Below are 24,486 nucleotides of genomic sequence, written 5' to 3'. Positions count from 1 at the left end.
GGGTGATGTCGTGTCCGGCATCAGGCGCCGATGACGCCGGCCGCGGGAATGTCCTCCGGCAGAAGCAGGACGAGGTCGTCCATCGACGGATCCTCGATCGTGCGTGTGCGGCGGGCGTGGTTGGCGATCGCCGCGTCCATGACCTGTCGCGCGTACCGGCCGTTACCGAAAGACGCCGTGCGGTCGACGGCGGTGAAGTGCCCGCGCAGAGCGGCGACCGTGGAGCCCGTGCACTCGTAACCCGAGCTGGTCGCGTGCTGGTTCACGATCGTCACCAGCTCGTCCGGCGTGTAGTTCGCGAACCTGACGCGATGCGAGAAGCGCGAGTCCAGGCCCGGATTGGTCGCCAGGAACTGGTCCATCTCACGCTCGTAGCCCGCCGCGATGACCACGACCTCGTCGCGGTGGTCCTCCATGAGCTTGACGAGCGTGTCCACCGACTCCTTTCCGAAGTCCGCGCCGTTGCCCCCGCCCGACGCGAGCGTGTAGGCCTCGTCGATGAACAGCACGCCGCCCCGCGCGCGGTCGAAGGCCTCGGTCGTCCTCCGCGCCGTGTGCCCCACGTACTCGCCGACGAGGTCGGCGCGCGACACCTCGGTGACCTGGCCCTGCGCGAGCACTCCGAGCGCCGTGAGAAGAGAGCCGTAGAGACGCGCGACGGTCGTCTTACCCGTGCCGGGAGGACCCGCGAAGATCAGGTGCCTGCTGAGAGAGGGCGCGGGCAGCCCCGCAGCCTGCCTGCGGCGCGCAGACGTCAACAGGTCGACCATCCCCTGCACCTCGGTCTTGACGTCGTCGAGCCCGACGAGCTCGCGGAGCGTTCCGAGCAGCTGCTCGACGCGTTCCTCGTCGACGCGGCCGACGCCGGCGCCAATCGCGGATCCGGGCAACGGGCCCAGGTCGCTCGGCACGAGGCGTGTGAGGGTGAGCGCGTCCACCTCGGTGAGACTGCCGAGCCGATAGGCCTGACGGCCGAGCATCTCCTCGAACACCTTGCGCGCCGTGCGACCGTTGCCGAAGGTCTCGTCCCGGGGCAGCTTGGTGAAGTAGTCGTGCAGCGCCGCGCGCGTCTCGAACTCGAGGCTGTAGTGGTTCACCCGGCACAGCCCCTCGACGATGGTCACCATCTCGGCGGACGAGTAGTCGGCGAATTCGACCGTTCGCGAGAAGCGCGACGACAGACCGGGGTTGGCCGCCATGAACGTGCGCATGTCGTTGGTGTAGCCCGCGACGATGACCACGACGTCGTCGCGGTGATCCTCCATGAGCTTGACGAGCGTGTCGATCGCCTCGCCTCCGAAGTCGTTGCTCGATCCGCTGTCCTTCGACAGGGCGTACGCCTCGTCGATGAAGAGGACGCCTCCGAGCGCCTTCCCGAACATCTCCGCCGTCTTGATCGCGGTGCCGCCGATGACGGCCGCGACGAGGTCGGGGCGCGCGACCTCGATGAGCTGGCCGGTCCGCAGGATGCCGAGCGCGGCGAGGATCCGCCCGTACAGTCGCGCGACGGTCGTCTTACCCGTCCCCGGCGAGCCGGCGAACACGAGATGTCGCGAGATGGGAGGCGAAGGCAGGCCCGCCTCGGCGCGGCGTTCGGCCATCTGATGCATGCGCACGAGCGTCTCGACCTGGCGCTTCACGCTGTCGAGCCCGACGAGCTCGTCCAACTCCGCGAGAAGGCGGTCCAGCTCGCTCGCCCCGTCCGGGCGTGCGCCGGCATCTGTGCCACCGGTGGGCTCCGCCGGGGACCGCCGCTCCACCTCTGTCATCTCGGACTCTTGCTCCTCATCCCCGGCCAGCGGTTCGTCGAGCTCGACGTCGGCGTCGGGATCGACGTGCACCGCATCGCCGGCGACGTCTCGCAGGCGAGTCCGTCGAAGTGAACCCGTCGATGAGCCCTGCCACACCGCCCCCTGCCGCCCGCCGCGCACGGAACCGCCTTCGAGCACCAGCCGAGCACTGTCCCGCGCAATCGCCCCGGCGACCTCGGGCTCGACGATCCGCACATCCGTCAGCGCCGCGGTCGCCTCGTCCGACGCGATCACGCCCGTCCCGGCCGGACGGGAGATCGTGGAGTCGACGAGGGTGACCGACGCCGAGCCCGCGACGACGACGGCGTCGTGCCCGGCACCGCGCAGCTCGCATGCCCTCGCCGTCAATTGCGCGCGCTCGATCAGGTGCAGCGCGTGGGTCGCGCCGTCGTGGATGCCGACCCCGGACAGGTCGATGACTGCGTCGGCCATGCCGACGACGCCCTGGCCCCGGGGGTTGCGGATCGTGACGTCCGCGAGGGTCGCGGAGCCCCCGGACGTCACGAGCACCCCGATGCCGCCGCCATCCACGATGACCGTGCCGGTGGCATCCAGGCTCGCTCCGCCTTCGACGGTCATCGCGGCGCCGGTGATGTCGGCGATCCGGCCGCGTGCGACCGTCAACTGCCCGCCGTCGGCGACGAGCAGGCCGCCGGGCGCGGACGCGATGACGACGTCGACGATGTGGGCGGAGCTCGGGCCTCGCACGACCAGCGCTGTCGTGGCGATGTCGTGGAGCCTGCCGCCGGTGATCTCTGACCGACCGCCCTCGAAGACGAGCACGCCGGCACCGGCGTCGTTCGCGACGCGGCTGTCGTGCAGTGACAGCTGCGCGTCGGCCCGCACCACGAGCGCGACCTCCGTCGCTGCCTCGACGGTGCAATCGTCCAACGACAGCGTCCCGGAGGCCACGTCGACGGCCACGTCGCCGTCGGTCCGGGCGAGGGTGAGGCCGGACATCCGCGCCTCCGCCGTGCTGCACACCGCGGGACCGTCGACGCCTTCGATGCGGACCTCACCGGCATCCCCCACGCCCGACAGCGATACGGAACGGTCGATGAGGAGCGACTCGCGGTAGAGACCCGGGCGGATCGAGATGACGTCGCCGTCATCGGCCGAGGCGAGGGCCGACGCGATCGACGGATGACAGTCGGGGAGGTCGGCGGCGACGGTGAGCACGGTGCGCTCCCGTGCGGTCAGTCGAGAGGCCATGTCGTGCCCTTCCAGGCGTCGGGGCGGATCGCCGCGGAGAGCCGCCGCCAGGTCTTCGCGTTCACGGGACGAGGCGGACCCGCGGTGCGCAGGTGCCGCACCAGTTCCGCGTCCGGCGCGATCCAGTACCGCTCCAAGAAGTACGCGCAGGCGTCGCTCCAGACCCAGACGCCGTCCGAGCGGAGCGAGGCGGGGACGGCCGCGTCCTGGCCGCCCACGTGATCGCGCAGTTTCTGGGCGGCGTGCAGGATGACGGCGCCGGAGCACAGCAATCCGAGCACGTCTTCGCGCTCGACCGGGTCGACGATCACGGGGTGCTCGGGCGCGAACCACGGTGCTCCGTCGTGCTGACCGTCGAAGACCCGCGCGATCACGGTCAGCGGGGACGGGCGCAGACGGCGCGCGACCCTGCCGAAGAGGCCCGCCGGACGTCCCCCGTCCGAGGTGTGCTCGTTCATCGTCCCCGCCCCTCACGCCGCCCACGGCAGATCGCCGAGCCACCGGTCGTCCGTGTGCACACGCAGGTCACCGCGCGCCTCCGCCACCGAACGGAGCCTCGCGAGCGCCTGTTCGGTCCCGGCCCCCTCCTCGGCGAGGAGCATCCGGGCGGCGGGACCGCCGCCGCCCTCGAGCACGCGCAGACGGATCCCGGCGGGCAGCGCGATGTCCTCCGCCCCTGTCACACCTTGCAGCACGCGGTCGAGCCGACGGCCGCTCGTGGTCCAGATGAGCGCCTCGGCCGGACCGGTCGCCGGGCCGTCGGCGGCGGCGGCGACCAGCGGCATCCGCAGCCGGAGGACGTCACCCGGCGTGGCACCGGCGGCGGACGGGATGCCACGGACGACGACCGTCCGTGCGGTGGGGAGCATCGCGAGTCCCTCCGCGAGGCAGATGTGGAAGTCGAGGTCGTACTCGGCGTGCGGCTCCGCGGCGAAGATCCGCACGAGTGAGAGGCCCGTCAGCATGGCGGAGCGGTCGCCGGTGGAGGCCCGCATGCCGGGCTGCTGTGCGAGCAGGTGCGACACGGTACGACTGGCGATGTCGTATCGCGGACCGAGCGCCGTCCGCACGCCGTGGCGCTGCTCTGCGGTCGAGCGGACGCCGGCGGGCACCTCGCGCAGACGGCGCGGGAGGGTGACGGCGGGCGGTTCGACGGACGAAACCGGCGCGCGCTCCGGCACCGATGAGGCCGGAACGGATGCCGCTTCGACCGCGCCGGCGCTCGCGCGCTCCGGCGCGGGGGCGATCGGCGATGCGGGTGCGGTCGTCTGCGCGGGCGGGGTCGCCCGTTGCGGTGCCGTCGGCCGTGCGGGAGCGGTCGTCTGTAGGGGCGCGGTCGCGGTCGGGTCCGGTGCGGCGGGCGCGGTGGGCGCCGCTCCGGACGGGGACACGCGGGCCACGGGGTCGTGCGGGGCGGTCTGCCGTCGCTCGGCGGGGATGCTCCCCGTCCGCGAGGCGGGGCCGGGCGCGGGGGTGAGTGTCGACCCCTGCAGGGCACGGGTCAGGCCCGCACGCGGGGGGCCTCCGGCCGGCGGGGTCACGGGGGCCGGGGCGGCCGGAGTGGGGGCGGGCGCGGCCGGGGTGGCGGCAGCCGGGGCGGGAGCGGCCGAGGCGGGGGCGGGGGCGGGGGCGGGGGCGGCTGACGGTATTGCGGCGTCGGACGACGCCCGCGGGTGCTCAGCAGCCGCTGCCTCGGCAGGCGCGTGCGACGCGGCCGCAGTCGGCGCGGCGCTCGACGAGGGCGTCGGCGATTCTTGCGCGGCGGACCTCAGGTCCGAGACCGAGAGCGCACCGGTCGCGGGCGCGGGTGGAGCGGGTGTCGACCGGTTCGCATCGGCGTTCTCACCGTCGAGGGCGGCCGCGGTCAGCGCGCCACGGGCTCGACGGACGGGTGCGCCCTCGCGCGGGGGCCGGGTCTCGCCATCGACGCCCACGACGGCTTCGACCGTGACCGGGCTCTGCGACGACCGCCGCTCCCGGGCCACCGGGACGACGGCGTCGTCGGGATGATCCGGACCCTCGATGGGGTGTCCTGGAGGCTCGGACGGCGCCGCGACCGGGTCCGTATGGCTGACGTTCTTCTCGTCGACGAACACCGCTGCATCCGCCGCCGCGGTGTCACCGCTGGCATCCATCGCCGCGGCGACGAGCCGGCCGTCCGGGGTCAGCGCGAGCGCCTCGGTGGGCGCCCACCGGCCGGGATACGCGTCGCGGACGACGCGCCGCGCGGTGGCGTCGAGCGGGTGGATCGCCACGGTCCCGAGGCGTTCCAGACGCGTGAGAAGGGGACCGAGCAGCCGCGGCAGCCCCGCCGGCCGCCGCGCACCGTCGCACTGCAGGTAGACGCTCAGCGCATCACCGACCGAGGCGGCAGCGCCGGGCTCGACGAGCCGCTCCCCCACCGGGGCCACCAAGAGCCCCGTCGGGACGATCTGCACCTGCCAGTCCGCGCTCGCCCGGCGCCGCGCCCGCGCTCTCTCGTCGAACCGGTAACCGCCGGCGGGCGCGGCAACGAGACCGGGCGGCGTCTCCCAGCGCTCGAGGCGCACGGATCCGTCGGGGGCGCACACGCTCTCGATCGCGAGCGTCGGCGGCGTCGTCTCGTCACCGTCGAGTCGGACGGACGTTCCGTCGATCTCGACCCCGTGGGCGATGCGGAGCGGCTGGTTCAGCGCCGCAGCCAGGTCTCGCGCGGTAGTGACGTCGAGGCTGCCGGAACCGTAGCCGGCGAGGACCACCGCCGACCGCACCTCCGCGGGTAGCGCCCGCAGCACCGCCGCCAGCCGCTCCTGGGTCGGTGCCGGCTCCGCCGGACTGCCCACGACGACGAGCAACTGTTCCTCCCGCACCGCGATACCCGCGAGTCGAACGGCGTGGCGCGCCTCGGCGCCCGCGGTCACCCAGAGTCCGGCGGGGATGTGCGCGGCCCCGGGCAGATTCGAAGGCAGGTGCTGCTGCCACCTCGGGGCCGGATAGCGCCGTCCGGTGGGAACACGCGCGCCCCGGGGACTGCGGGTGATCCAGCCGTCCCCCCGGCCGACAGAGAACAGCGTGCCCGGGCACGGAAGGAAACGCCCCTCCGGCGCGACGACCGGAACACCGAGCACGCGGGCCAGCCGAGCGCTGTCTGCCTCCGCGCCGTCCGCGCCCTCCCCGGCGAATCCGTCGGCCGGGACGACGACGGTGCCGTCGAGGTGAGGTCGTACCGCGTCGACGACCTCGGGCGCGGCCTCCCGGAGAGATTGCTGCAGAGCTGGTGTCGCCAACAGGTAGCGCGCGGCCCGCAGCGGAGGCAGACCGTCGAGAAGGGACTCGGTCTCAACGTCGCCCTCGGCGGCGACGACGATCCCGAAACCCGTCCGTTCCACGGTGATCGACGACACGGCATCCCCTTCCCTCATCTCGACCACGGGCGAGACGGCGTCCACGGTTCATCTCGTCGTGGAGCTGTCGGCCGATGTGCTCATTCCCGCCAGCGCATCGTCAAAGAAGGCCTGGGCGTCGAAGGCCGACCCGTCCCCGGTGAGAGTGCCGTCCGGGAGCAGGATGCCGTCGTCGTCGTGCTCGTCCTCCTCCTCGGGCACGTAGCCCGACATCGGCGCATCGGGAATCCACACCTCCCCCGGAGGGAGGGCATGAGGAAGGTCGACCGGCGACGAGACGGGCGCGTGCGCGGCCGGTGACGGGAGATCCCGGATGCCGTCGACCGACGCGGACGAGGGCGGCGGCGTCGCGGCGGGGAAGGCTGTCGCGGCGGGGAACGGCGTCGCGGCGCGGGGCCGGGGCGGCGCAGGTCGGGACGGTGGCTCGTCAGCCTGGGGCTCCGGGGCCGTGAAGTACTCCGCGTCCGACGGCTGCTCACTCGGGGCTGTCGCGTACTCGGAGTCGGAGTCGTCGACCGCAGTGGTCTGGGACGGTCCGCCGGGTCCGGGCGGCGTCGGGGCACCGGGGACCGGCGGCGGCGGTGAATCGTCGGCGACGGAGGTCGACTCGCGGTCGTCGTCACCGTCGTCCGAGCCCCAGCCCACGTCGGACCCGCCGTCGGAGTCGTCGTCGGGCTCGTACCCGTCGTGATCGCGCGCGGAACTGTCGTCATCGGCATCCGCCCGGTCCTCGGCCGAGGCCTCCTCGTCGCGTCGGCGTTGCTCCTCGTCGCGTCGGCGCTGTTGGTCCTCGATCTCATTCCGCTCGGCCTCGGTCTTCCGCTTCGCCTCCGCGTCCGCCTCGGCCTTGCGCTTCTGCTCGGCTTCGCGCCTATCCTCGGCTTCGCGACGCTCGCGCTCCTCCACAGCCTTGCGGTCCGCCTCGGCCTTGCGCTTGTCCTCGGCCTCGCGACGCTCGCGCTCCTCCACAGCCTTACGCTCCGCCTCCGCCTTGCGCTTCGCCTCGGCCTCGCGACGCTCGCGCTCCTCCTCGGCCTTACGCTCCGCCTCCGCCTTGCGCTTGTCCTCAGCTTCCCGACGCGCGCGCTTGTCCTCAGCTTCCCGACGCGCGCGCTTGTCCTCAGCTTCCCGACGCTCGCGCTCCTCCTCTGCCTGGCGACGCTTGCTCTCTTCCTCAGCCCTCCGCTTCGCCTTGGCCCTGCGGTCCTCCTCGGCCCGACGTTCCTGCTCGGCCTGATCCTCTGCATCTCGCGCCCGCTGCCGGGCCGCCGCACGTGCGTCTCGAGCCTCGTCTTCGCGCGCCGCCGCCTTCGCAGCCTCGCGCGCAGCGTCGGCATCACGGACCGCGTCGCCGGCGAGGTCGGCGGGCGCCACGAGATCGAGGGCACCCAGTTGCTGCTCCCACACCTGCAGCACCACGGGCACGTCGATCTCGTCCGGTTGCCGTTCGCCGTCGCGGCTCACGACGGTCGTGGTTCCGGCATCCACCTTCAACCGCAGGTGCGCGTCGACGATGAACGACCGGCCCTTGTGCGTGATCTTCTCGGAGGTCTTGACGTCCTCCCCCTGTTCGCCCGTCCGGCTCGAAGACACCTTCCACGACGGTGTAAACCCCCCGAACGCGAAGCCGCCGTCGGTCTCGCCGAACATGCCGAACTGGAGGGTCGCGCCCGTCTCATCCGCCTGTTTGCGCCCGGCTGCCGTACCGGTGCCGAGGTCGAACGAGTGCTTCAGCGTCGTCTCCGGCGCGGTCGTGTCCAACCGGATCGACGGCGCCACGAGCGCGCCGGAGACGGAGACATGGGATCGGACGTCGCGGAAGGCGCCGCGTCGGGCGATGAGATCGTCGGAGCGGAACGTCTCGCCCGAGACGATCCGCGGGAGCGCGGCGAAGAGTGAGCCGTCCGAGATCGACACGCGCAGCGCTTCGTCGTAGACGTCGCCCGGCCGCTCGCCACCGAGCGAACCGAGTCGCGCGTGCACGGCAGCCCGGATGGCGTCGCCTCCCGTGTGGTCCCACCGCACGGGTCGCCAGGCTCCCGCCGCCGGCAGATGGAACTGCTTCGCGCTCGGCGCGGGCGGCGCGGACGCGATCGCCTCCGGTGAGTTCTGCGGCTCGAGGATGTCGAGAGAACCGGCGAACGAGAGCGGGGGAAGGTTCTGATGCGTTCCCCCGGTGATGCTGCGCGGCAGCATCGCGTCGATGGCACCGCTGACGTGCTCGTGGATGCTCACGTCGACGTCGAAGGTGACGGGGATGTGATGCTGCTCCAGCGCTTCGTGCTCGGCGGTGACGGTCACCGTCGGGGACACCGGCTCGGACGCGCTCTTGTCCCATCGGCGGTTGAACACGGTCACGTCGTGCTGCGGGGCGATCTCCGCGCCCGGGTGGTCGATGTCGGCATCCGCCCGGGTGTTGAACCCCAACCGACCGTCGGCTCCGATGTCGACGGCGTGGAAGCTGCTGCTCTTACCGGCGATGCCATGCGACCGATCCGTCGACAGCTTCTCCCCCGTCAGGGTCGTCCGCTTCTCGGAATCCCTCGGATCCGGTCGATGAGCGACGGTGACCTCGATCGTCGCGGTGCGCTGGCTGAACGAACTCCCCGGCAGCGGGATCGTGACCCGATTGGGGCCGACGATCGCATCGCGGAGGAATCCGGATCCCGGCGCCTCGGTGAGCAGGCGCCGAACCTCGGCCGCGATGAGCCCGCGGTCCGCGTCACCCACGCCACGCGGTCGCCAGGTGGCATCCATGGAGTCGAGATCCTGTGCCGAGATCGTGCTGTGCCCGACGACGGCATCGGAGTCGTCGCGGTAGGGCCCGAGGGGGTCGCCGCTCCCGGTCGCCGAGGCACTCGGGGCGTTCGTCGCCGCGGTCCCACCGCCGGGCGACGGCTGCGGTCGAGGAAGGGGGGTCATCTCGTAGCCGCCCGGCTCTCCGACGGGGAGAACCGCCGGCGCCGTGCTCGGGCCCGCCGAAGCGGCCGTGCTCGGGTTCGCCGACGACCCAGTGCCCCCCGGAGCGGGTGACGGGGCGGCCGGACCCGACACCGGGTCCGCGGGCGCCGCGGCAGCGTGAGCGCTCAGTTCGGGCGGCAGGGCGACACCGTGCGCCAGCAGCAGCTTCGCGGCCTCGGCAGCGGGCAGCTCGACGTCCACGGACTCCGGCTCGTAGCGGGTGTACGACGGGTTGGCGAAACCTCGACGCCACCGCCACCGGCGCAGCTCCAGGGTGGGCGAGTAGGTGCGTTCGGCGTCGAAGCGGAGGACGACGGTCTCCCCCGTCCGGCTGCGCTCGGTCGATCTGCCGGTCGACAGGCTGTGGTCCGCGGACCGGCCGTAGGTGTACCCCGCCTTGAGCCCTCCCTGCATGACGAACCGATTCTTCGAGCCCGGCACCACCGCGCGCAGCATCGCGTCGCCGCCGAAGCCGACGTTCCATTCCCGCGACGTCCCGACGCTGCGGTCCTCCCCGGAGCCTCGCGTCAGCGTCCGGTCCTGCCGGGTGGTGACGAAGGTGGGATTGCCCAGGCGCTGCTCCACGTCGACCGAGCCGCGCAGGTCGCCGAGCTTGCCGGTGAGCGTCATATCACCGGTCGACACGCGGCGACCGCCGAGCCCCGCGTTCGCGATCGTGCGGAGTCCGGCGTCGGACGCGAGCGCGGCGACGGCCGACGCGGTGACCTCGCCCGGCCTGGTGAAGGGCGATCGCGTGAGGGCGTGGGTACGGGAGACGGTGCCGGAGGCGGTGTCGAAGGTCAGCGGGCCCCAGCTCGAGAAGTTCCCACTGCCCCAGATGCGGCGGTGTCGCGCGCCGGATCCGCGAGTGAGGTCGCCGCGCTTGGAGAGCGAGGCCTCGAGCACCTCGGCGTGCACCTCATGCCCGTGAATGCGCTCGACCTTGGCGAAGGGGCCGAGAGCCGCGAGGTCGACCGCGCGGAACGCGCTGTCACGGACCGCTCCCACGAGGGTGCGCCCGCCCGCGGAGGTCGGCGCGACGCCGTCAAGCTGGGGACGACGCACGACGACCCCGCTCACCAGGATCGACCGGCCGGCATTCGGCGTCTCCGCGCGGTGCCGGCTGCTCGCCGGACCGCTTCCGAGGAGCCTTCCGCCCGCGAGAGCACGCTGGAAGACGTTCGCATCCGCGGTCGACTCGTGAACCACCCGAAGGGTCGTGTGCGCGGGGTGGTAGGCCGCGGGCGTGTCACCGGACGCCGCACGCGTCTCTTTCAACGCCTGGGATGCCGAGCTCTTGACCGAACGCTGGTGCCCGGCGGATACCTGGGCGGAGGCCCGGCCCCAATCCGGGCCGAGTGCGCTCGTCGCCGGAGCCCCGGACGCGGCGAGGAGAAGCCCGCCGAAGGTGAAGCGCTGACCGCGCTTGGAGTCCACCGTCATCTCGCGCTTGCTCGCGAGGGACTCCTCGCGCTTGGACGGGACGCTGGCGATGGTGTCGTCCGCGTCGGTGAGGGCGATGTCGGCCTGCACCGTGACACGGTGCGTCCGGCCGCCCTCCTGCCACGTGATGGTCGCCCCGCCGGTGGCCGCATCGTGCAGCGAGGCCTTGCCGGCGTCTCCGTCGAACCGACCCGCAACGGCACCGGCACCTTTCTCAGACAGCCCGAGTCCCGCCGCGATCTGGTCCGCCAGATCCGCGGGCGCCGAGACGAACGAGTCCTTCGAGGGATCGAAGGCGGTGTCGGCGCCCGGCGTCACGGACGGTGCGTTGCCGTTGGCGGGGGCGACGGCGTCCGGCAGCCACAGCCCGCGCGCCGCGGCGTCGGCGATCGGCACCGAGAACGTCGTACGTACCTCGACCGGCTGCGGAGCGCCGCGACCGGACGCCACCCGGACCGTGCGGGAGAGGGTGTAGACCGCCAGCTTGTCGTCGTCGCTGCGCGAGCTGGAATGCTTCAGCTCCTTCGATCCGCCGTGCTGGCCGCTCAGCGTCACAGTCAGGCCACCGCCGGTGCGGAAGAAGCTGCGCACGCGCCCGCGCGCACCGATCGTGGCGTTCAGCTCGGTGTTCTTCGACCAGCCGGACGAGAAGGCGGTGCTGCTCGTGGTCTTGCTCGACCCTGCGGACACCCCCCGGAAGGTGACCTGCGGCGCTCCGGCATCCACCGAAAACGCCAGGGAGTCGCCCTTCGTCGTCGCCGCCCCCGACGCCGTGAGCAGGCTCGTGAGTGCGTCGACGTCCCTCTGCGACGTCGGGCGGACGGCGGCGGTGTCGAGATGGGTGGCGCGCTGGGGACGGATGCCCCGGAGGTCGGCGCTCCGCGGGTCTGCGGGCGCCCCCGGCGCGCGTCCGCGTTGCGGGCGGGCGTGGGGTACGGTGTGCTCCAGCTCAGGCATCGACAAGGTCATGTCGACGCGGACGGGTGTCGTCCTGGCGCCCGTCGTGAGGGCCAGAGACACCGCGGCGTGCGCGGGCGTCGGTGCGGTCGCCGGGGTCGCCGAGTCGCTGAGCGTCGTCTTGACGCCGAGATCGGAGCCCGTACCGGCGCCCAGGCCGAAGGTCACGGCGGGGTACCCCGGCCCGAAGCCCGCGGCCACCGTCACCTGCCCCGCCACCTGGTGGGAGGTGCTCAGGGACTTCTTGTCCCCGGTCTCCACGTTCTGCGTGCGCGAGAAGACATCCTCGGCCGGGGTCACGGGTTTCGCGGTCGCGGGGGCGCCGTCGGTCGCCGCTGGCTTCGCCGCGGGGGCCGTCGGGGTCACGGCCGGCATGCGCACATCGGTGCGGTGCACCGCGGCGGTGTGTCCGTCGACCGTGATGACCCCGGACGCGAGCACGCCGCGCCACGCGGCAGCGACCTCCGCCGCCGTCGACCGATCGTCCAGGCCCAGCGACCGCGAGACACGGTCCGGTCGCACGCGCAGATGACGGGCGACCTGGGTCCGCAGGTCGTGGGGGTCACCGATGGTCGAGACGGGCAGCGGTTGGCCCTGGAGGATGTCGTTGGCCGGGTACTGCCGGTCCGGCAGCCGGTGTTCGCCGTCGGCAATGCGCTCGATCGCCCAGAGGTGACGCGGATACACCGTCGCACCGCCGTGATGGACCGCATCGCCCATGATGCCGGTGTCGTTGCTCACGGCGCTGCGCCGGGGAGTCTGCAGGAAGATGCGTCGCGCATCCAGCGACTCGTCGGCGAGGCCGAGGAAGTGCAGCAGCTCGTGCGTCAACACCGCTCCGGATTCATCGGTCCGCCACGTCCGCTGGTCCGTCTCGGTGACCGGCTCCCCGTCCGGCCCGCGGCCGGTCGTCCCCACTTCATCGACGCCGGCGACGACCCGGACGGTGGCGTGCGCGGTCGCAGCGGTGGGAGTGAACTCGACATCGAGATGCATCTGATCGCCGCTGGGAAGTCGATAGCCGCGATTGACGATGGCCGCCACGCTCGCCCGGGCTCGGTCCTGTGCGGCGGTGACCTCGGCGTCGGTGACGCCCGCCCCCCGCACCAGGTGGACGCGCACGGTGTAGACCTGGACCGCCCGACCATCGGGCACGATGACGCGCGCTCGGTCGTAGGCGATGTGTCCCTCGAAGCGGTCGGGCCGTCCCGGCCGGCTGTCGGCGCGCACGTCGAAAGCGGTCTGGTCCACGCGGTGCGGCGTCGCGGATGCCAGCCGGGGACGCCACTCCGACTCGCGGACGGGGTTCGAGGGATCCGACCACGGCGCTGTCGCATCGGGCGCGTGCCGCCATCCCTCGTCGCTCGCGGCGGGCTGTCGCGGATCCGGTGCCGGTGGCGGAGGAATCGGGTCTCGGCGGGTTCGCGAGGGTCCCGCGGGCGCGGCGGCGGGGGTCCGCGGCGCGCGAATCGGCAGCGGAGGCGGCGGCGGCGGAGAAGAGGGCGCGGGCGACGCGGGAGCCGGAGACGCTGCCGCCGCGGGGGCCGCGGCCGACGATGGCGTCGGTGCCACGGCCGCCGGGGATGACGGCCCCGCGGAACGCGTGCTCGCCGGTCCTGATCCCGGATGCCGGGGGCCGCCCGCGTCCTGCGGCGCAGCGTTCGGCTGCCCCGGGGCCGTGCCGGCGGCCGCGAGCCCCGGGCCGACGCGCGACGACTCGGAGGCCGGCGCCGGTGCCCGCGAAGACGTTGGAAGGGCGGACGGCAGCGCGGTCGGGGCCTTCGGCTGCGCGGAGGGCGACGACGTCGAACCCGTCGGCGGCGCTGACGGCGTGACGGCCGTCGGCGCCTTCGACGGCGCGGCTCCCAGGGCCGCGTCCGTCGGCGCGGTCTGCCGTGCCGGCCCGGGCGTTCCCGAGGCGGGCGCCGCTGCGTCCGCACGCGGCGTGGCCGTCGGTGCGACAGCCGGTCCGCCGAAGGCGAGGTCGGCGGAAGCGTCAACCGTATCCGCACGACCCGGACGCGGATCGGATGCCGTCGCCTCACTCCGCGAGCCATTCGGGGTCACCGCCTGATCCGCCGGCGCGGAAACGGGAGCGGGGACTCCCTCGGGTCGGACGCGGTCGGGGGCCACCGAGGGTGAAGCCGTCGGCGGCGAATCGGCCGTCTCTCGCCCGTCGACTGCAGGCTTGCCCCCTGGACGGTCGGGCCCGACCTCGTGGGCCACCCGGCGCGACGTGTCCGACTCGCCGTCGGACGAGACGGGTGCGGCGCCGACGTCCTCGGCATCCGTGCGAATGCTGTCCTGCGGTGTCGCCCGCTGCGCACCGTCCACCGCCGGGTCGGGCGCCGGGTCGTACTGCGTGGTCGAGCCGGGCGTGGCCGTGGCGGCGGGTGTCGTCGTCTGCTCAGCCGTCGCCGTGTCCGCCGCCGGGTCCGGCATCGCCGAGGGGCCGGGCGTTTCTGCGGCGGGCGCCGTAGGGTCGGGTGTCGCCGCGGGGCGGGGCGTCGCCGTCTCCGTCGGCGCGGGGTCGGGCGTCGCCGAGTCCGGCGGCGTCGCCACGGGTCGAGACGTCGACGCGTCAGGCGTCATCGGACCGGGCGTCGCCGCGTCCGCTAGACCTGAGTCCGGCGTCACCACGGGTCGGGTCGTCGAAGCATCGGACGTCGCCGGCCCGGGAGTCGCCGTGTCTGAAGGCACCGCGTCGGGCGTGGCCCCCTGCTGGGACGTCGCCGGACCCGCCCCTCCCGGAGCCGGCGCCACCGCGGATGCCGGTGTCGAACCATCGGCAGGCACGGGGCCAGGAGCGGCCGCGTCCGCGTGCGCCGAACCCGACGACCCGACAGGGGCGGGCGTCTCAGCAGGGTCGGGCTCGGTCGTCTCGACGACTGCCTCGCCGGGCCTTGCCGCATCCGACGTCGCGGGGCCGGGTGCCGGGTCCACCGGTGCAGAGCCCGTGGTGTCCGATGCCACCGGACCGGTCGTGTCCGTCACCGCAGGGTCCGGAGTCGCCAGGGAATCCGTCGTCGCCGCGGGCCCCGATGTCATCGCGGACCCCGGCGTGGAGGCGGGTCCCGGCGTCGCCGCGGGTCCCGGCGTCGCCGCGGGACCCGGCGTCACCGTGGATCCCGACGCCACAGAGCCCGGCGTCATCGCGTCCGCGGGGCGGGCGGGAGCCGGCCGCGCCTCGACACCGGGGGTCGTCGCCAAGTCAGGCGGCGCCGTCGGTCCGGTCTCCGTCTCGCCGCGTTCGCCCACCGGCCCCCCCTCGGCCACCTCCCGCTGTTCGATCGGCATCCCGGGCCGGTCCGAGGCCCCCGGGTCCGCCAACACACCCGAAGGGGCACCCGGGGTTGTGGACGGGCCGACCGGAGCCGATGCCGACGAGGGCTGCCCGGAGGGCGCGGATGCCGCGGGGAGCGGGGTGGCAGAAGCGGTCTGTGCCGCCGCTGACTCCGTCGAGGACGCGGCGTCCGGCCGTTCCCCCCGTGGCGAGGGCGGCATCGTCGCCCCGGGCGGTGGCTCCACCCCGGGAGAGCTCTGCCCGGGCGCCGGTGCCGCCCCGGCGCGGTCGGGGAAGTCCGCCGGACGTCTGCCCGGGCCCGTGCCCGCTCCCGCGCCGGACGTCGCCGTGGGCCCCGAGGTCCGTCCCGCCCCCGCGCCCGAGCCCGAGCCGGGGTTCGTCCCCGGCGCCGGGGCGGGATCCGCCGCGCCGCCGTCAGACGTCACGCCGGATCGATCATCCGCGCTCGTCCCCTCGCCCGTCGCATCCCCACCGCCCTGAGTAGACCCACCGCCGAGGTGGAAGCCGGCCGCCTCGCCGAGGCCCGTGCCGATGCTCGACGACGCCGCCGACATCACTCCGCCGGCGCTGACATCGAACCCCTGGCCCTGGATGGCGTTGTAGGTGCCCTCCGTCATGACCTCCACGAAGGCCTCGCCCGCGAAGTCCGTGACGATGCCCTGACCGGTCTCTCTCCAGCCGTGCGGCCGTGGCCCCGCTCCCGTCGTCGAGGAAACCGGGAGCGAGCCCGAGCCACCCGACGACGGAGTGGGCGTCGGCCCCGGCTTCGGCGTCGCGGGAGGTGGCATCGGGCTGGACGCCGGACTCGGGCTCGGCGTCGGACGCGGGTTCGGCGTCGGACTCGGGTTCGACGTCGGACCCCCGCTCGGGCTCGGCGCCGCGTCGAGGACGTCGTCATCCACGCCCTTTCCCGCTCCGGGCACAGCGATGTCGCCGGCGCCCTTGCCGAGGCCCTTGCCGATCGCCGCACCGCCGATAACGACGGCGCCGCCGAACATGCCGGCGAGGGCTCCGCCCGCCGCCGCACCGGAGGTCTTGTCGCCGTCCCACTCGGTGCGATTGCCCTCCGCCATCTGCGCGAGCTGGGCGACCGCGTCGATGGCGACCTCGCTCAGGACGTTGAACGCCGCCCCCTTCGCGACCTCCGCGAGGAGCTTCCGCAGCACCGTACGGAACAGGATGGAGTACATCGCCTTGCGCGCGGCGAGCCACGCCAACGACGACCCGAACGACGGCACCGCCATGGCGATGGCCCAGGCGATTTCGGCGATGAGCGCGATCAGGGCGCCGATCAGCGTGTACTTCGTGTACTCCACGTCGAGTGCGAGCTTCGCGAGGAACTGCGAGCTCGAGAGCATCGACTCGGCGACCTCCCGCAGCGCGTCGCCCTCGGTGAGCGAGGCGATGTACTGGTCGTACGCGTCGCGGCTTCTACCGGTGAAGCCGCGCTGCGTCGCCAGCAGATCACGGCGCAGATCGCCGTCGAGGTCGTTCAGCTCACGAGCGGCCATCTGCCAACCCCGCGCGAGGTCGCGCAGCTGGTCCTCGTTGGCCATCGGGAAGCGCTCTCCCGCGAGCACGAGGAAGAGGTTCGCGGCCTCGTTGCTGACCATGAGCGCCATCGCGTCCTCCTTTCTCGATTCCCCCGCGAGGTTCCCGCCGGGCCGTTGTCCGGGCGATTACCTCTGGTGTCGGCTCTCCCGCGCCGCGACGTTCTCCGTCTCCGCGAACTCGCCGGCCACGGTCGCCGTGTCCTGGGCGAGTTCCTCGACGGAGGTTGCGAGCTGCGCGGCGAACGCGCGGGCGGCCTCGGCCGCCGGCACGTAGTTCGTGTCGTAGGACTCCTTGAAGTCACCGTCGCCCGCAGCACCCGGATAACGGGATGCCAGCTGCTCGACGGTCGCGGACAGACCCCGCACCCGGCTGTGCAGGGCGCTGATCCGTCGCGCGCTCTGGCGCAGACGGTCGGGATCGGCGGCGAAGCGGTCACCGCTCATGGTCGACCACCCTGGAGCTGATCGACCATGGTCTGCATCATGGCCGTCATCTCGTCGGCGGTCGGGAGCCCCGCCGAGGGATCCAGGCCGTCCGGTCCGCTCTCGGCGAGGAGAGCCTGACCGCGTTCCTGGACATCGCGCTGTGCCTGCGCGACGATGGCGACGATCTTGGCGCACAGCTCTTTCGGCGCGAGTTCGCGCCAAGACTGGCCGGTCACCCGCAGATCGGTGAGCACACCGCGCGCGTCCACCGTCGCGCTGAGCACACGGTCCTTCGATGTTGCGGTCGCCGTCAGCGCGTCGATGTCGGCGGCGCGAGCGGCGAGATCGGCGTGCGTCTGCCGCACCTCCGTCATCATCTGCTCGATGTCATCTCCGGTGAACTGCATCATGCTCCCTTCTGCTGCGCCACCGCAGCCTCTTCGGACGCGCCGGACTCGGCGCGCCTGCTCGCGACGGGCGCGCGTCCGGCGGCCACACCGGCCGGAACGTGGGTCGGCTGCACCGGCTCGCGTTCCTCGCCGAGACCGACGACCCCGTTGCCATCCGCGTTGGTCGTGCCCCAGACGGACTCGTCCTCGGAGAGCCAGGTGTTGCGTTCCCGGTCCCGGTCCCGCGACGCCTGGGCTTGCGGCGACATGGGCATCATCGGCATCCCTCCGCCGCCCATCCCTCCGCCGCCGGCCACGCCGCCGTTGACGGCCCCGGCACCGGCTGCTCCGCCGCCCGCGGCGAAGTCGTCCTGACCGCGGATGCCGTCGGTCGCGCCCCAGGTGTCTCCCCCGGGGCCCCCACCGGGGGCGCCGAAAGACCCGGCGCCGCCGGCGCCGCCGCTCAGGCCGGCAACGCCGGAGCCGGCGTCCCCGAGCGTCCCCATCCCGCCGGCGCCTCCGCCGGGCGAGTATCCGCCACCGCCGACGTTCGGAAGGTCGCTCGCGCCACCGCCGCCGAAACTCGCACCGCCACCCGCGGCGAAGTCGCCCGCGTCGGCGCCCGTGATCGGGGTGAGACCGGAGCCCCCTCCGGACGACCAGTCGAAGTCGGCGCCGGCGTTCTGCCCCGCACCGGCACCGCCACCGGGCGCCCAGTCGGAACCTGCGCCGCCCGCGCCCGCACCGACGTCACCGCCGAAGCCTGCACCGCCACCACCGGTAGACCAGTCCGACCCCGAGCCTGCCGCGCCGCCGGAACCCGCACCGACGTCGTTCCCGAACCCGGCTCCCCCGGTCGCCCAGTCTGCGCCGGAACCAGCCGCGCCCGCGCCGCCGCCGCCCGACGACCAGTCGGAGCCCGCGCCGACACCCCCCGACGACCAGTCGACGCCCGCACCGGTACTGCCGCCGAAGCCGACACCGCCCGAGGCCCCGTCGGAACCGACACCGACACCGGCAGAACCCGCGCCGGCACCGCCGTCGAAGCCCGCGCCGCCGCCGACCGCCGACCCGTCCGACCCGGCACCACCCGCACCGCTGGAACCCGCGCCGACGTCGTTCCCGAACCCGGCGCCGCCCGACGACCAGTCGGAGTCCGTGTTGCCGGAGCCCATGCCGAGGTCGCCTCCGACACCGGCGCCACCGGCGGTCGCTCCGGGGGCCGTCCAGCCGGCACCGCTACCGGCGCCCGCTCCCGCACCCGCAGACCCCAGATCGGAAAGGCCGGCTCCGGGCGCCGGCGCCGATCCGCTCATACCCGCGCCGCCACCGGACTCGGTGGGCGCCGTCAGCCCGGCGAAATCCGCCGTCGGCTCGTCGAGGTCGGGCAGGGCTACATCGTCCGGAACCAGCGAAGCCCCGTCATCGTAGGCACCGTCGCTCGTCCCGGGCCGTCGGCCGGCCGATCCGCTGTTGGTTCCGCGCGCGCCGCCGAAGCCACCACCGGCGCCCCCGGGCGTCCCCACGACACCGACGCCGTCGATGCCCTGACCGCTCCCTACGTCACCGGTAGACCACGAGCCGGCCCCCGCGCCGCTGCCTGCGCCGTCCGCACCGAAGCCGCCCGCACCGCCGAACCCCGACCCGTCGAAGGCGCCGGCCCCGCCGGAACCCGTGCCGTCGCCGGCCGCGCCGAAGCCTCCACCGTCGCCGAGACCGGCTCCGCTCGCCGAACCACCGCCCCCACCGCCGCTGCCCGCCGCGACACCACTTCCGGCGCCCCCGGTACCGGCGCCGAAGATCCCGTCGCCGTTGCCCGAAGCTCCGCCGCCACCACCCGGACCGTCGCCGAACACCCCGTCGCCGTTGCCCGACGCACCGCCGCCACCACCCGGGCCAGCGCCGTACGCCCCGTCGTCGCCGCCCGACGCACCGCCCCCGCCCGGGCCGTTCGCGCCGTCGCCGCCGCCGTCCCCGTCCAGGTCCGCGAGCAGATCGCCCAGGTCCGGGAGGTTGTTCCCCCCGCCCGAGCCGTCCCCGCCTACTCCGTTCCCTCCCGGGTAGGGAAGCGACGGGTCCTCCGGCATCGCGGTAGGGTCCTGCATCTGCTTGAGCGCCCGCAACGAGGATCGCATGGCGGTCTCGAGGGTCTGCTGTGCCGCGTAGACCTCGGCGGCGGCCGTCGCGAGGACGTCGCGCACGGACTGCGAGATCGCACGGTTGATGGGGCCGTACGTCGACGGGCTCCGCAGATCTCCCCCGACGCCGGTGAACCCCGGCGGGGCGAGCTGTGCACGGTCGCCCCAGGTGTAGGCGGCGAAGACGCCCTTGGCGTGCTCGACCGTCATGCCGTTGCGTCCCTTCGCCCCGGCGCGCCAGGTGCGGTCAGCTTCCTCGATGTATCGGACGATGTCCTCCATCACCGCCGACTTGGCCTGGGCCGCACGATTGGCGATGGCCTCCTGGTGTTGGTTCCACGTGTTCTGCACCGACGTCTCGAAGGTGCGTACCGCCTCGGCCACCGTCCGGAGGTTGGCCCCGACGCCGCCGTCATCGGTGAGCTGACGGTGCATGGACTCGAGGGACTTCCGCTGAGCGGTGAGCTGCGCCAGCAGAGCCGTCGCCGCGGACCCGCGGATAGACGAGTCCTCCGCCCCGAGCGCCGTCGCGCGCGCGGACATCTCTTCGGCGTTCTGCCCGATCACGGAGGTGAACTTCTCGAATAGGGCGGCCGCCGTATCGGAGCGTCGAGCGCTGAGCCCGGGGCCGTTGTCGCTCGCCACTTTGGCGACGTTGTTCCTCAGCGCCTGGAAGGCGTCGGCGAAACGCACGCCGGACTCCGGGTTGTTGATGAGCTCGTACGTGCGGACGTTGTCCTCGTAGTGGTAGTACCCGTACCGCATGTCCGCCGACCAGTCGTCACGCCCCGCGCCGCCGGGCGTCCCGCCGATCCATCCGTTCTCGGCGGTCTGCAGTTCGTCGAGCACCGTCGCCAGCCCGCTGTCCTCCACGCCCGCGACAAGTGCGAGGAGCGCCTCCAACCCCATGTCCCCCGTCGCGGTGGACCCGCTCGTCGAACCCCCTGCGCCCGTCGCTCCGTGGTCGCCTGAGCCCGTGGTGGTCTCGTCTTCGGCCATGTCGTCTCCTCGTTCGCAGGGGGTTCTCGTGATGGGTTTCGAGTCAGGCCTGGGCCTGCACCGCGCTCAGATCGTCGGTCTCCTCGAAGAGCTGTTCCGCCTTGTCCAGCTGGTCGCGGAACTCGGGCAGCGTCTTCTCGGTGAAGGTGTCCGTGAACGAACGCACCTGACCGGCGAGCGCCGAGACGGTGTTGCCGACCTGCGCGGCGGCCTCCCATCTCGCCTCGACGGGTTGGGCACGAAGGTCCGAGCTGATGGCGTAACCATCCGTGCCGTACAGCGCATCGTCGGTGGTGGTCTCGACGCCCTGGACCAGCGCCTTCACCTGCTTGTACTGTTCGCGATCGAAGGCGACGCGGGTGCCGTCATCTGCCACGATTTCTCCTCTCGTCGGGGTCACGGGGTACCCGCCGACGGCGGGTACCCCGTCGTGCTCAGTTGAAGACGGCCGCGCCGCGCACGTCGCCGTCGAAGAACTCCTCGCGAACGCGCATCGCGGCGTTCTTGATGTTGAGGCCGGCCTGCTGGACCTCTTCGTACTCGACGTTCCAGCGCTGCTGCAGTTCGCCCCACACGGGCAGCGAGCGGCCCCACTGGGCCTCGCCCATCGGGCGGATGGTGTCGTAGATGTTCTGCAGGATCTGCTCGACCTCCTGGCAGGAGCTGTTGAGCGACTGGTTGGCCACCTCGAACTGGACGAGATCGACATTGAAGGACATAGCTTTTTCCTTTCGGGGGGAAGGGGGTGATCAGGCCGCGGCGCTGGACGTGGTGGAGTCGTCGGTGTTGGTGCGCTGCGTCAGCAGCGCCTGCACCTGGGTGTTGAGGACGTCGAGCTTGTTCTTGATGTCGCTGTACTCGCTCTGCCACTCGGTGAGCCGGCGCTGCAGCACGATTCCGGCCTCCGCCCGCGCCGCTGCGGCCATCGTCTGGGTGGCGTCCTCGACGCGACCGCGGGCGGCCTCCATCGCGGAGACCTGCTCCATCGTGCGGCTGATGATCTGCTGAAGGGTTCCTGCTTCGAAACCGGTGAGCTGTGCCATGAATTTCTCCTTGTTCGGGGGTGATGAGGGGATGAGTTCGAACGAATGGGGACGTGGATGCGAAACCTGCGGGCGCCTCCTCTCCTACGTCGCGATCGTGGGGCCTGTCGGCAGGAGCGCGAGCAGCGCTTCCGGCACGGCAGGAGAACGGGAGGCGTCGAGCCCGAGAGCGGATGCCGTGGCGGTGTCTGCGACGGGATACTTCGTGCCGTCGTCCGAGACGAGGTACAGGCCGATGCCGTTGACGCCCGGCGCAGCCGCCGTGGCGGCGAGAAGCCCGGAGCCCGGGGCCACCTCGACGGCTCCGCCGGCCTCGACGAGCGCGACGGTCTCGACGGAGGCGATGCTCGTCCGCCCGTCGGTCCACACCGAGCACGGGGCCGCCTCGGGGGCCATCGGCGTCGGGGGCGTACGGGGCAGTTCGTCCTGCCACGCCGCGGCATCCGTGATGCGCGCCGCGACGAGATCACGCCGGTCCAGAACGCGTAGCGACGGCAGTCCGGACGAAGGGGCGGCGGTCAGCAGCGCCGCGACCGTCTCGGTGATGGGCATCAGACCCTCGGAGGTCACGACGTAGCGAGACCCGTCGCCCTCGGCATCCATCACCTGCCCGAGCGTGGTCGCTTGCCCGGCGATTTCCGGTCCGACCCCGCCGAGCGTCAACGGCGACAGACCGAGGTCGCGACCGCCGGGAATCGTGTCCAGCCACGCGGGCTCGACCGGGCGAGCCTGCGTCGGCTCGAAGCCGATCGCGCGCGCGGCCCAGGGAGCTTCGACGCGCGAGCGCACCCCGTTCCAGAGGAGCCACAGCTGCCCGCCCGACGTCACGAGCACTCCCTCGCCGTCGCCCAGGGGCGTCGTCCGGGGCGCCCCGCCGATCGTCAGGGACGTCGTGTCGTCGGCTGCGCACGCGGTCCAGGTCGGCGCCGGCGACGAAGCAGACGGCAGTTCGTCGGGGAGGCCCTCGACCCCCACCGCGCGGCCCCGGGGCACGGACGCGAGATCTGCACTCGAGACGCGGACCACCGGCGGCGGTCCCCCGACGAGAAGGGCGGCGGATGCCAGATTCCTGACGGGGTGGAGCACATCGTCGATGAGCACGTAGCGGCTACCGGTCGTCTCGTCGACGAGGAGCGCGCCGCGCTGCTCGCGCCAGCTGTCGTTCGTCGTAAACAGGAAGAGATTCAAGACGACCACGACCACGATCGCGGCGGCCGCGACGGCGGCGCCGACCCCCATCCCGGTGGACGTGCGCCGAAGCGGACGGTCGGGTGAGTCGGGGTCGGACCGCAGGACCGCCGCCGAGAGGCGCCCGCGCAGGAAGAGGTGCGCGTCGACGAGATCCCGTCTGCCGTACATGTCGTCTCTCCTTTCCTGCCGTCATCTCGACCACGGCCGCACGGCCGCGGATGGTTCACACGATGTCCGCGATCCAGTCGAAGAGACCGGCCACGGCGAGCATCAGACCGGGGACGGCGATGGCGCAGCACCAGTGCAGGACGTCGCCGGCGCGGCCCCAGGTCGGTGCGAGGCGTGTGCGGGGAAGCACCAGGGCCAGCACGCACGCGTTGGCGGCGACGACCACCAACAGGAGGACGGAGAGGATCTGCCACACCGGGTCGAGGGGCGCGGCCTGCGCGACACCGAGCACCGCCGCCGGCAGAGCGGCGGCGACGAGCACCGCCCCGCGTTGCAGCGTCGCGTGCAGCTCTCTCGCCTGCAGCAGAACGCCGACGCTCGCGGCGACCGTCAGGGCCGCGCAGGTCCATTCGCGGACCAGCGCGAGGTCGATCAGCGCCGCACACAGCAGGGCGGCCCAGGCGACCCACAGGGCGGTGGCCGTCTGGTGCGCGACCGTCGCGCGCCGCTGCACGTCGTCGGCTGGGACGGCGTCCAGGCCGGTCTGGAACTCCGCCGTCGACAGCGGCACGGAATCGACGGCCAGTCCGCCGATCCACGCGGCGAGCCCCGGGATGCCGCGCGCCAGACCGAGCGCGAGGACCACGAGGATCGCCGCCCCGGCGGCCAGGTCGAGACCGAGCACGAGCGGCAGAGACAGGGCGGAGACCGCCAACATGGCCGCGCCCGCCGAGGCCAACAGCACGGGACGCACGCCGCCGCGCGCATAGGCCGCCGCACCCGCCGCGACGCCCCACAGGGCGGCTCCCGTCGCGAGGGTCGCCAGCGGGGAGACCTCGGCGCCGGGGAACAGGGCGGCGGGCACCGTCGCTCCCGCGACGCCGGCCGCGACGACGCCCACGCCGGTCAGGACTGCGGCGATCGGGTCATCCCACAGCCGCCCGACGAGAACACCCGCGGCGAGCAGCACCAGCGCGAGCGCACCGGCGATGAGGGGGGCGATCGTGCCGGCGCCGCCGGCGACGACGACGGCCGCCAGTGAGGCGACCGCGGTCGCGGCCAACGCCGCTCGGCGAGTCGACCTGGCCGACCAGTCGTCATCGCGCGCGTCGAGCACCGACTGCACGCCATCGACGACGTCGTCGTACTGCGCCGGGGCGAGCGCGGCCGCGCGCGGGCGTAAGAACAGCACGTCGCCGTCGAGGAGCCCCGCGGATGCCGTACCCAGGTTCTCATCGAGGGGCGCTTGGCCGAGACGCTGCAGCACCCACCCTCCGTGGTCCAGGCCCCGCGTGGCGAGCGAAGGGTCGAGATGGCCGACGATCGTCGGCAGCAACTCCGCGATCGGGATGTGCGAGGGAACGGCGAGCTCGACGCGGGAGGTCGGCCCGACGACGCTGAGACGGCACATGTCGCCGGTGCTCGCGGCGACGAAGGGCTCTTCGGGCCGCCGGTGGTCCTCTGCCGTGCCGGGTGCTGTGCGCTGATCGAGCGTCGTCATGCACTGC

At 73.2% G+C, this 24,486-nt stretch carries 12 protein-coding genes; all 12 read right to left on the bottom strand.

All coding sequences use genetic code 11. From position 1 onward, the window contains the following. Positions 1–20 precede the first annotated feature (20 nt). The gene (locus AB6V29_RS07055; RefSeq protein WP_369357757.1) at positions 21–3,023 is read right to left on the bottom strand and encodes an AAA family ATPase; all 3,003 of its coding nucleotides are present in this window, start codon (positions 3,021–3,023) and stop codon (positions 21–23) included. Continuing rightward, positions 3,008–3,481, bottom strand: coding sequence for a hypothetical protein (locus tag AB6V29_RS07050; protein WP_369357756.1), 474 nt, complete (start codon positions 3,479–3,481; stop codon positions 3,008–3,010). Before AB6V29_RS07050 ends, AB6V29_RS07055 begins: the two co-directional genes overlap by 16 nt. A 12-nt stretch (positions 3,482–3,493) precedes the next feature. Beyond that, positions 3,494–6,451 carry a hypothetical protein gene (locus AB6V29_RS07045; RefSeq protein ID WP_369357754.1) on the bottom strand — a complete coding sequence of 986 codons (2,958 nt, stop codon included), beginning with the start codon at positions 6,449–6,451 and terminating at the stop codon, positions 3,494–3,496. Positions 6,452–6,454: 3 nt separating this feature from the next. After that, a complete protein-coding gene (locus tag AB6V29_RS07040) occupies positions 6,455–16,693 on the bottom strand; it encodes a hypothetical protein (RefSeq protein ID WP_369357752.1) in 10,239 nt (3,412 codons plus the stop codon). Between the two features lie 57 nt (positions 16,694–16,750). After that, positions 16,751–17,068: a hypothetical protein gene (locus AB6V29_RS07035; RefSeq protein WP_369357750.1), complete on the bottom strand. Its 318-nt coding sequence runs from the start codon at positions 17,066–17,068 to the stop codon at positions 16,751–16,753. Then, the gene (locus AB6V29_RS07030; protein ID WP_369357748.1) at positions 17,065–17,460 is read right to left on the bottom strand and encodes a YbaB/EbfC family nucleoid-associated protein; all 396 of its coding nucleotides are present in this window, start codon (positions 17,458–17,460) and stop codon (positions 17,065–17,067) included. Before AB6V29_RS07030 ends, AB6V29_RS07035 begins: the two co-directional genes overlap by 4 nt. After that, positions 17,457–20,576: a hypothetical protein gene (locus AB6V29_RS07025; RefSeq protein WP_369357746.1), complete on the bottom strand. Its 3,120-nt coding sequence runs from the start codon at positions 20,574–20,576 to the stop codon at positions 17,457–17,459. The genes AB6V29_RS07030 and AB6V29_RS07025 overlap by 4 nt, the downstream gene beginning before the upstream one ends. Positions 20,577–20,619: 43 nt before the next feature. Next, entirely contained in the window at positions 20,620–20,952 is a 333-nt protein-coding gene (locus AB6V29_RS07020; RefSeq protein ID WP_369357744.1) for a hypothetical protein, read from the bottom strand. 58 nt (positions 20,953–21,010) lie between these two features. After that, complete coding sequence (locus AB6V29_RS07015) at positions 21,011–21,295, bottom strand: hypothetical protein (protein WP_369357743.1); 285 nt, start codon at positions 21,293–21,295, stop codon at positions 21,011–21,013. A gap of 30 nt (positions 21,296–21,325) precedes the next feature. Then, positions 21,326–21,619, bottom strand: a complete 294-nt coding sequence (locus AB6V29_RS07010) for a hypothetical protein (protein WP_103206313.1) — start codon at positions 21,617–21,619, stop codon at positions 21,326–21,328. An 84-nt stretch (positions 21,620–21,703) separates the two neighbouring features. Further along, positions 21,704–22,978: a type VII secretion protein EccB gene (gene eccB, locus AB6V29_RS07005; protein WP_369357741.1), complete on the bottom strand. Its 1,275-nt coding sequence runs from the start codon at positions 22,976–22,978 to the stop codon at positions 21,704–21,706. A gap of 55 nt (positions 22,979–23,033) precedes the next feature. Further along, the gene (gene eccD / locus AB6V29_RS07000) at positions 23,034–24,479 is read right to left on the bottom strand and encodes a type VII secretion integral membrane protein EccD (protein WP_369357739.1); all 1,446 of its coding nucleotides are present in this window, start codon (positions 24,477–24,479) and stop codon (positions 23,034–23,036) included. Between the last annotated feature and the right edge of the window lie 7 nt (positions 24,480–24,486).

The organism is Microbacterium sp. 20-116 (assembly GCF_041079415.1).
Classification (GTDB): Bacteria; Actinomycetota; Actinomycetes; order Actinomycetales; family Microbacteriaceae; genus Microbacterium.
This window is presented reverse-complemented; position numbering and strand designations above follow the sequence as displayed.

Coding starts and splice junctions, on each gene's coding strand:
- eccB (WP_369357741.1), bottom strand. CDS start 22,978: ATGTACGGCAGACGGGATCTCGTCGACGCGCACCTCTTCCTGCGCGGG.
- AB6V29_RS07025 (WP_369357746.1), bottom strand. CDS start 20,576: ATGGCCGAAGACGAGACCACCACGGGCTCAGGCGACCACGGAGCGACG.
- eccD (WP_369357739.1), bottom strand. CDS start 24,479: ATGACGACGCTCGATCAGCGCACAGCACCCGGCACGGCAGAGGACCAC.
- AB6V29_RS07030 (WP_369357748.1), bottom strand. CDS start 17,460: ATGATGCAGTTCACCGGAGATGACATCGAGCAGATGATGACGGAGGTG.
- AB6V29_RS07040 (WP_369357752.1), bottom strand. CDS start 16,693: ATGGCGCTCATGGTCAGCAACGAGGCCGCGAACCTCTTCCTCGTGCTC.
- AB6V29_RS07015 (WP_369357743.1), bottom strand. CDS start 21,295: ATGTCCTTCAATGTCGATCTCGTCCAGTTCGAGGTGGCCAACCAGTCG.
- AB6V29_RS07055 (WP_369357757.1), bottom strand. CDS start 3,023: ATGGCCTCTCGACTGACCGCACGGGAGCGCACCGTGCTCACCGTCGCC.
- AB6V29_RS07050 (WP_369357756.1), bottom strand. CDS start 3,481: ATGAACGAGCACACCTCGGACGGGGGACGTCCGGCGGGCCTCTTCGGC.
- AB6V29_RS07010 (WP_103206313.1), bottom strand. CDS start 21,619: ATGGCACAGCTCACCGGTTTCGAAGCAGGAACCCTTCAGCAGATCATC.
- AB6V29_RS07035 (WP_369357750.1), bottom strand. CDS start 17,068: ATGAGCGGTGACCGCTTCGCCGCCGATCCCGACCGTCTGCGCCAGAGC.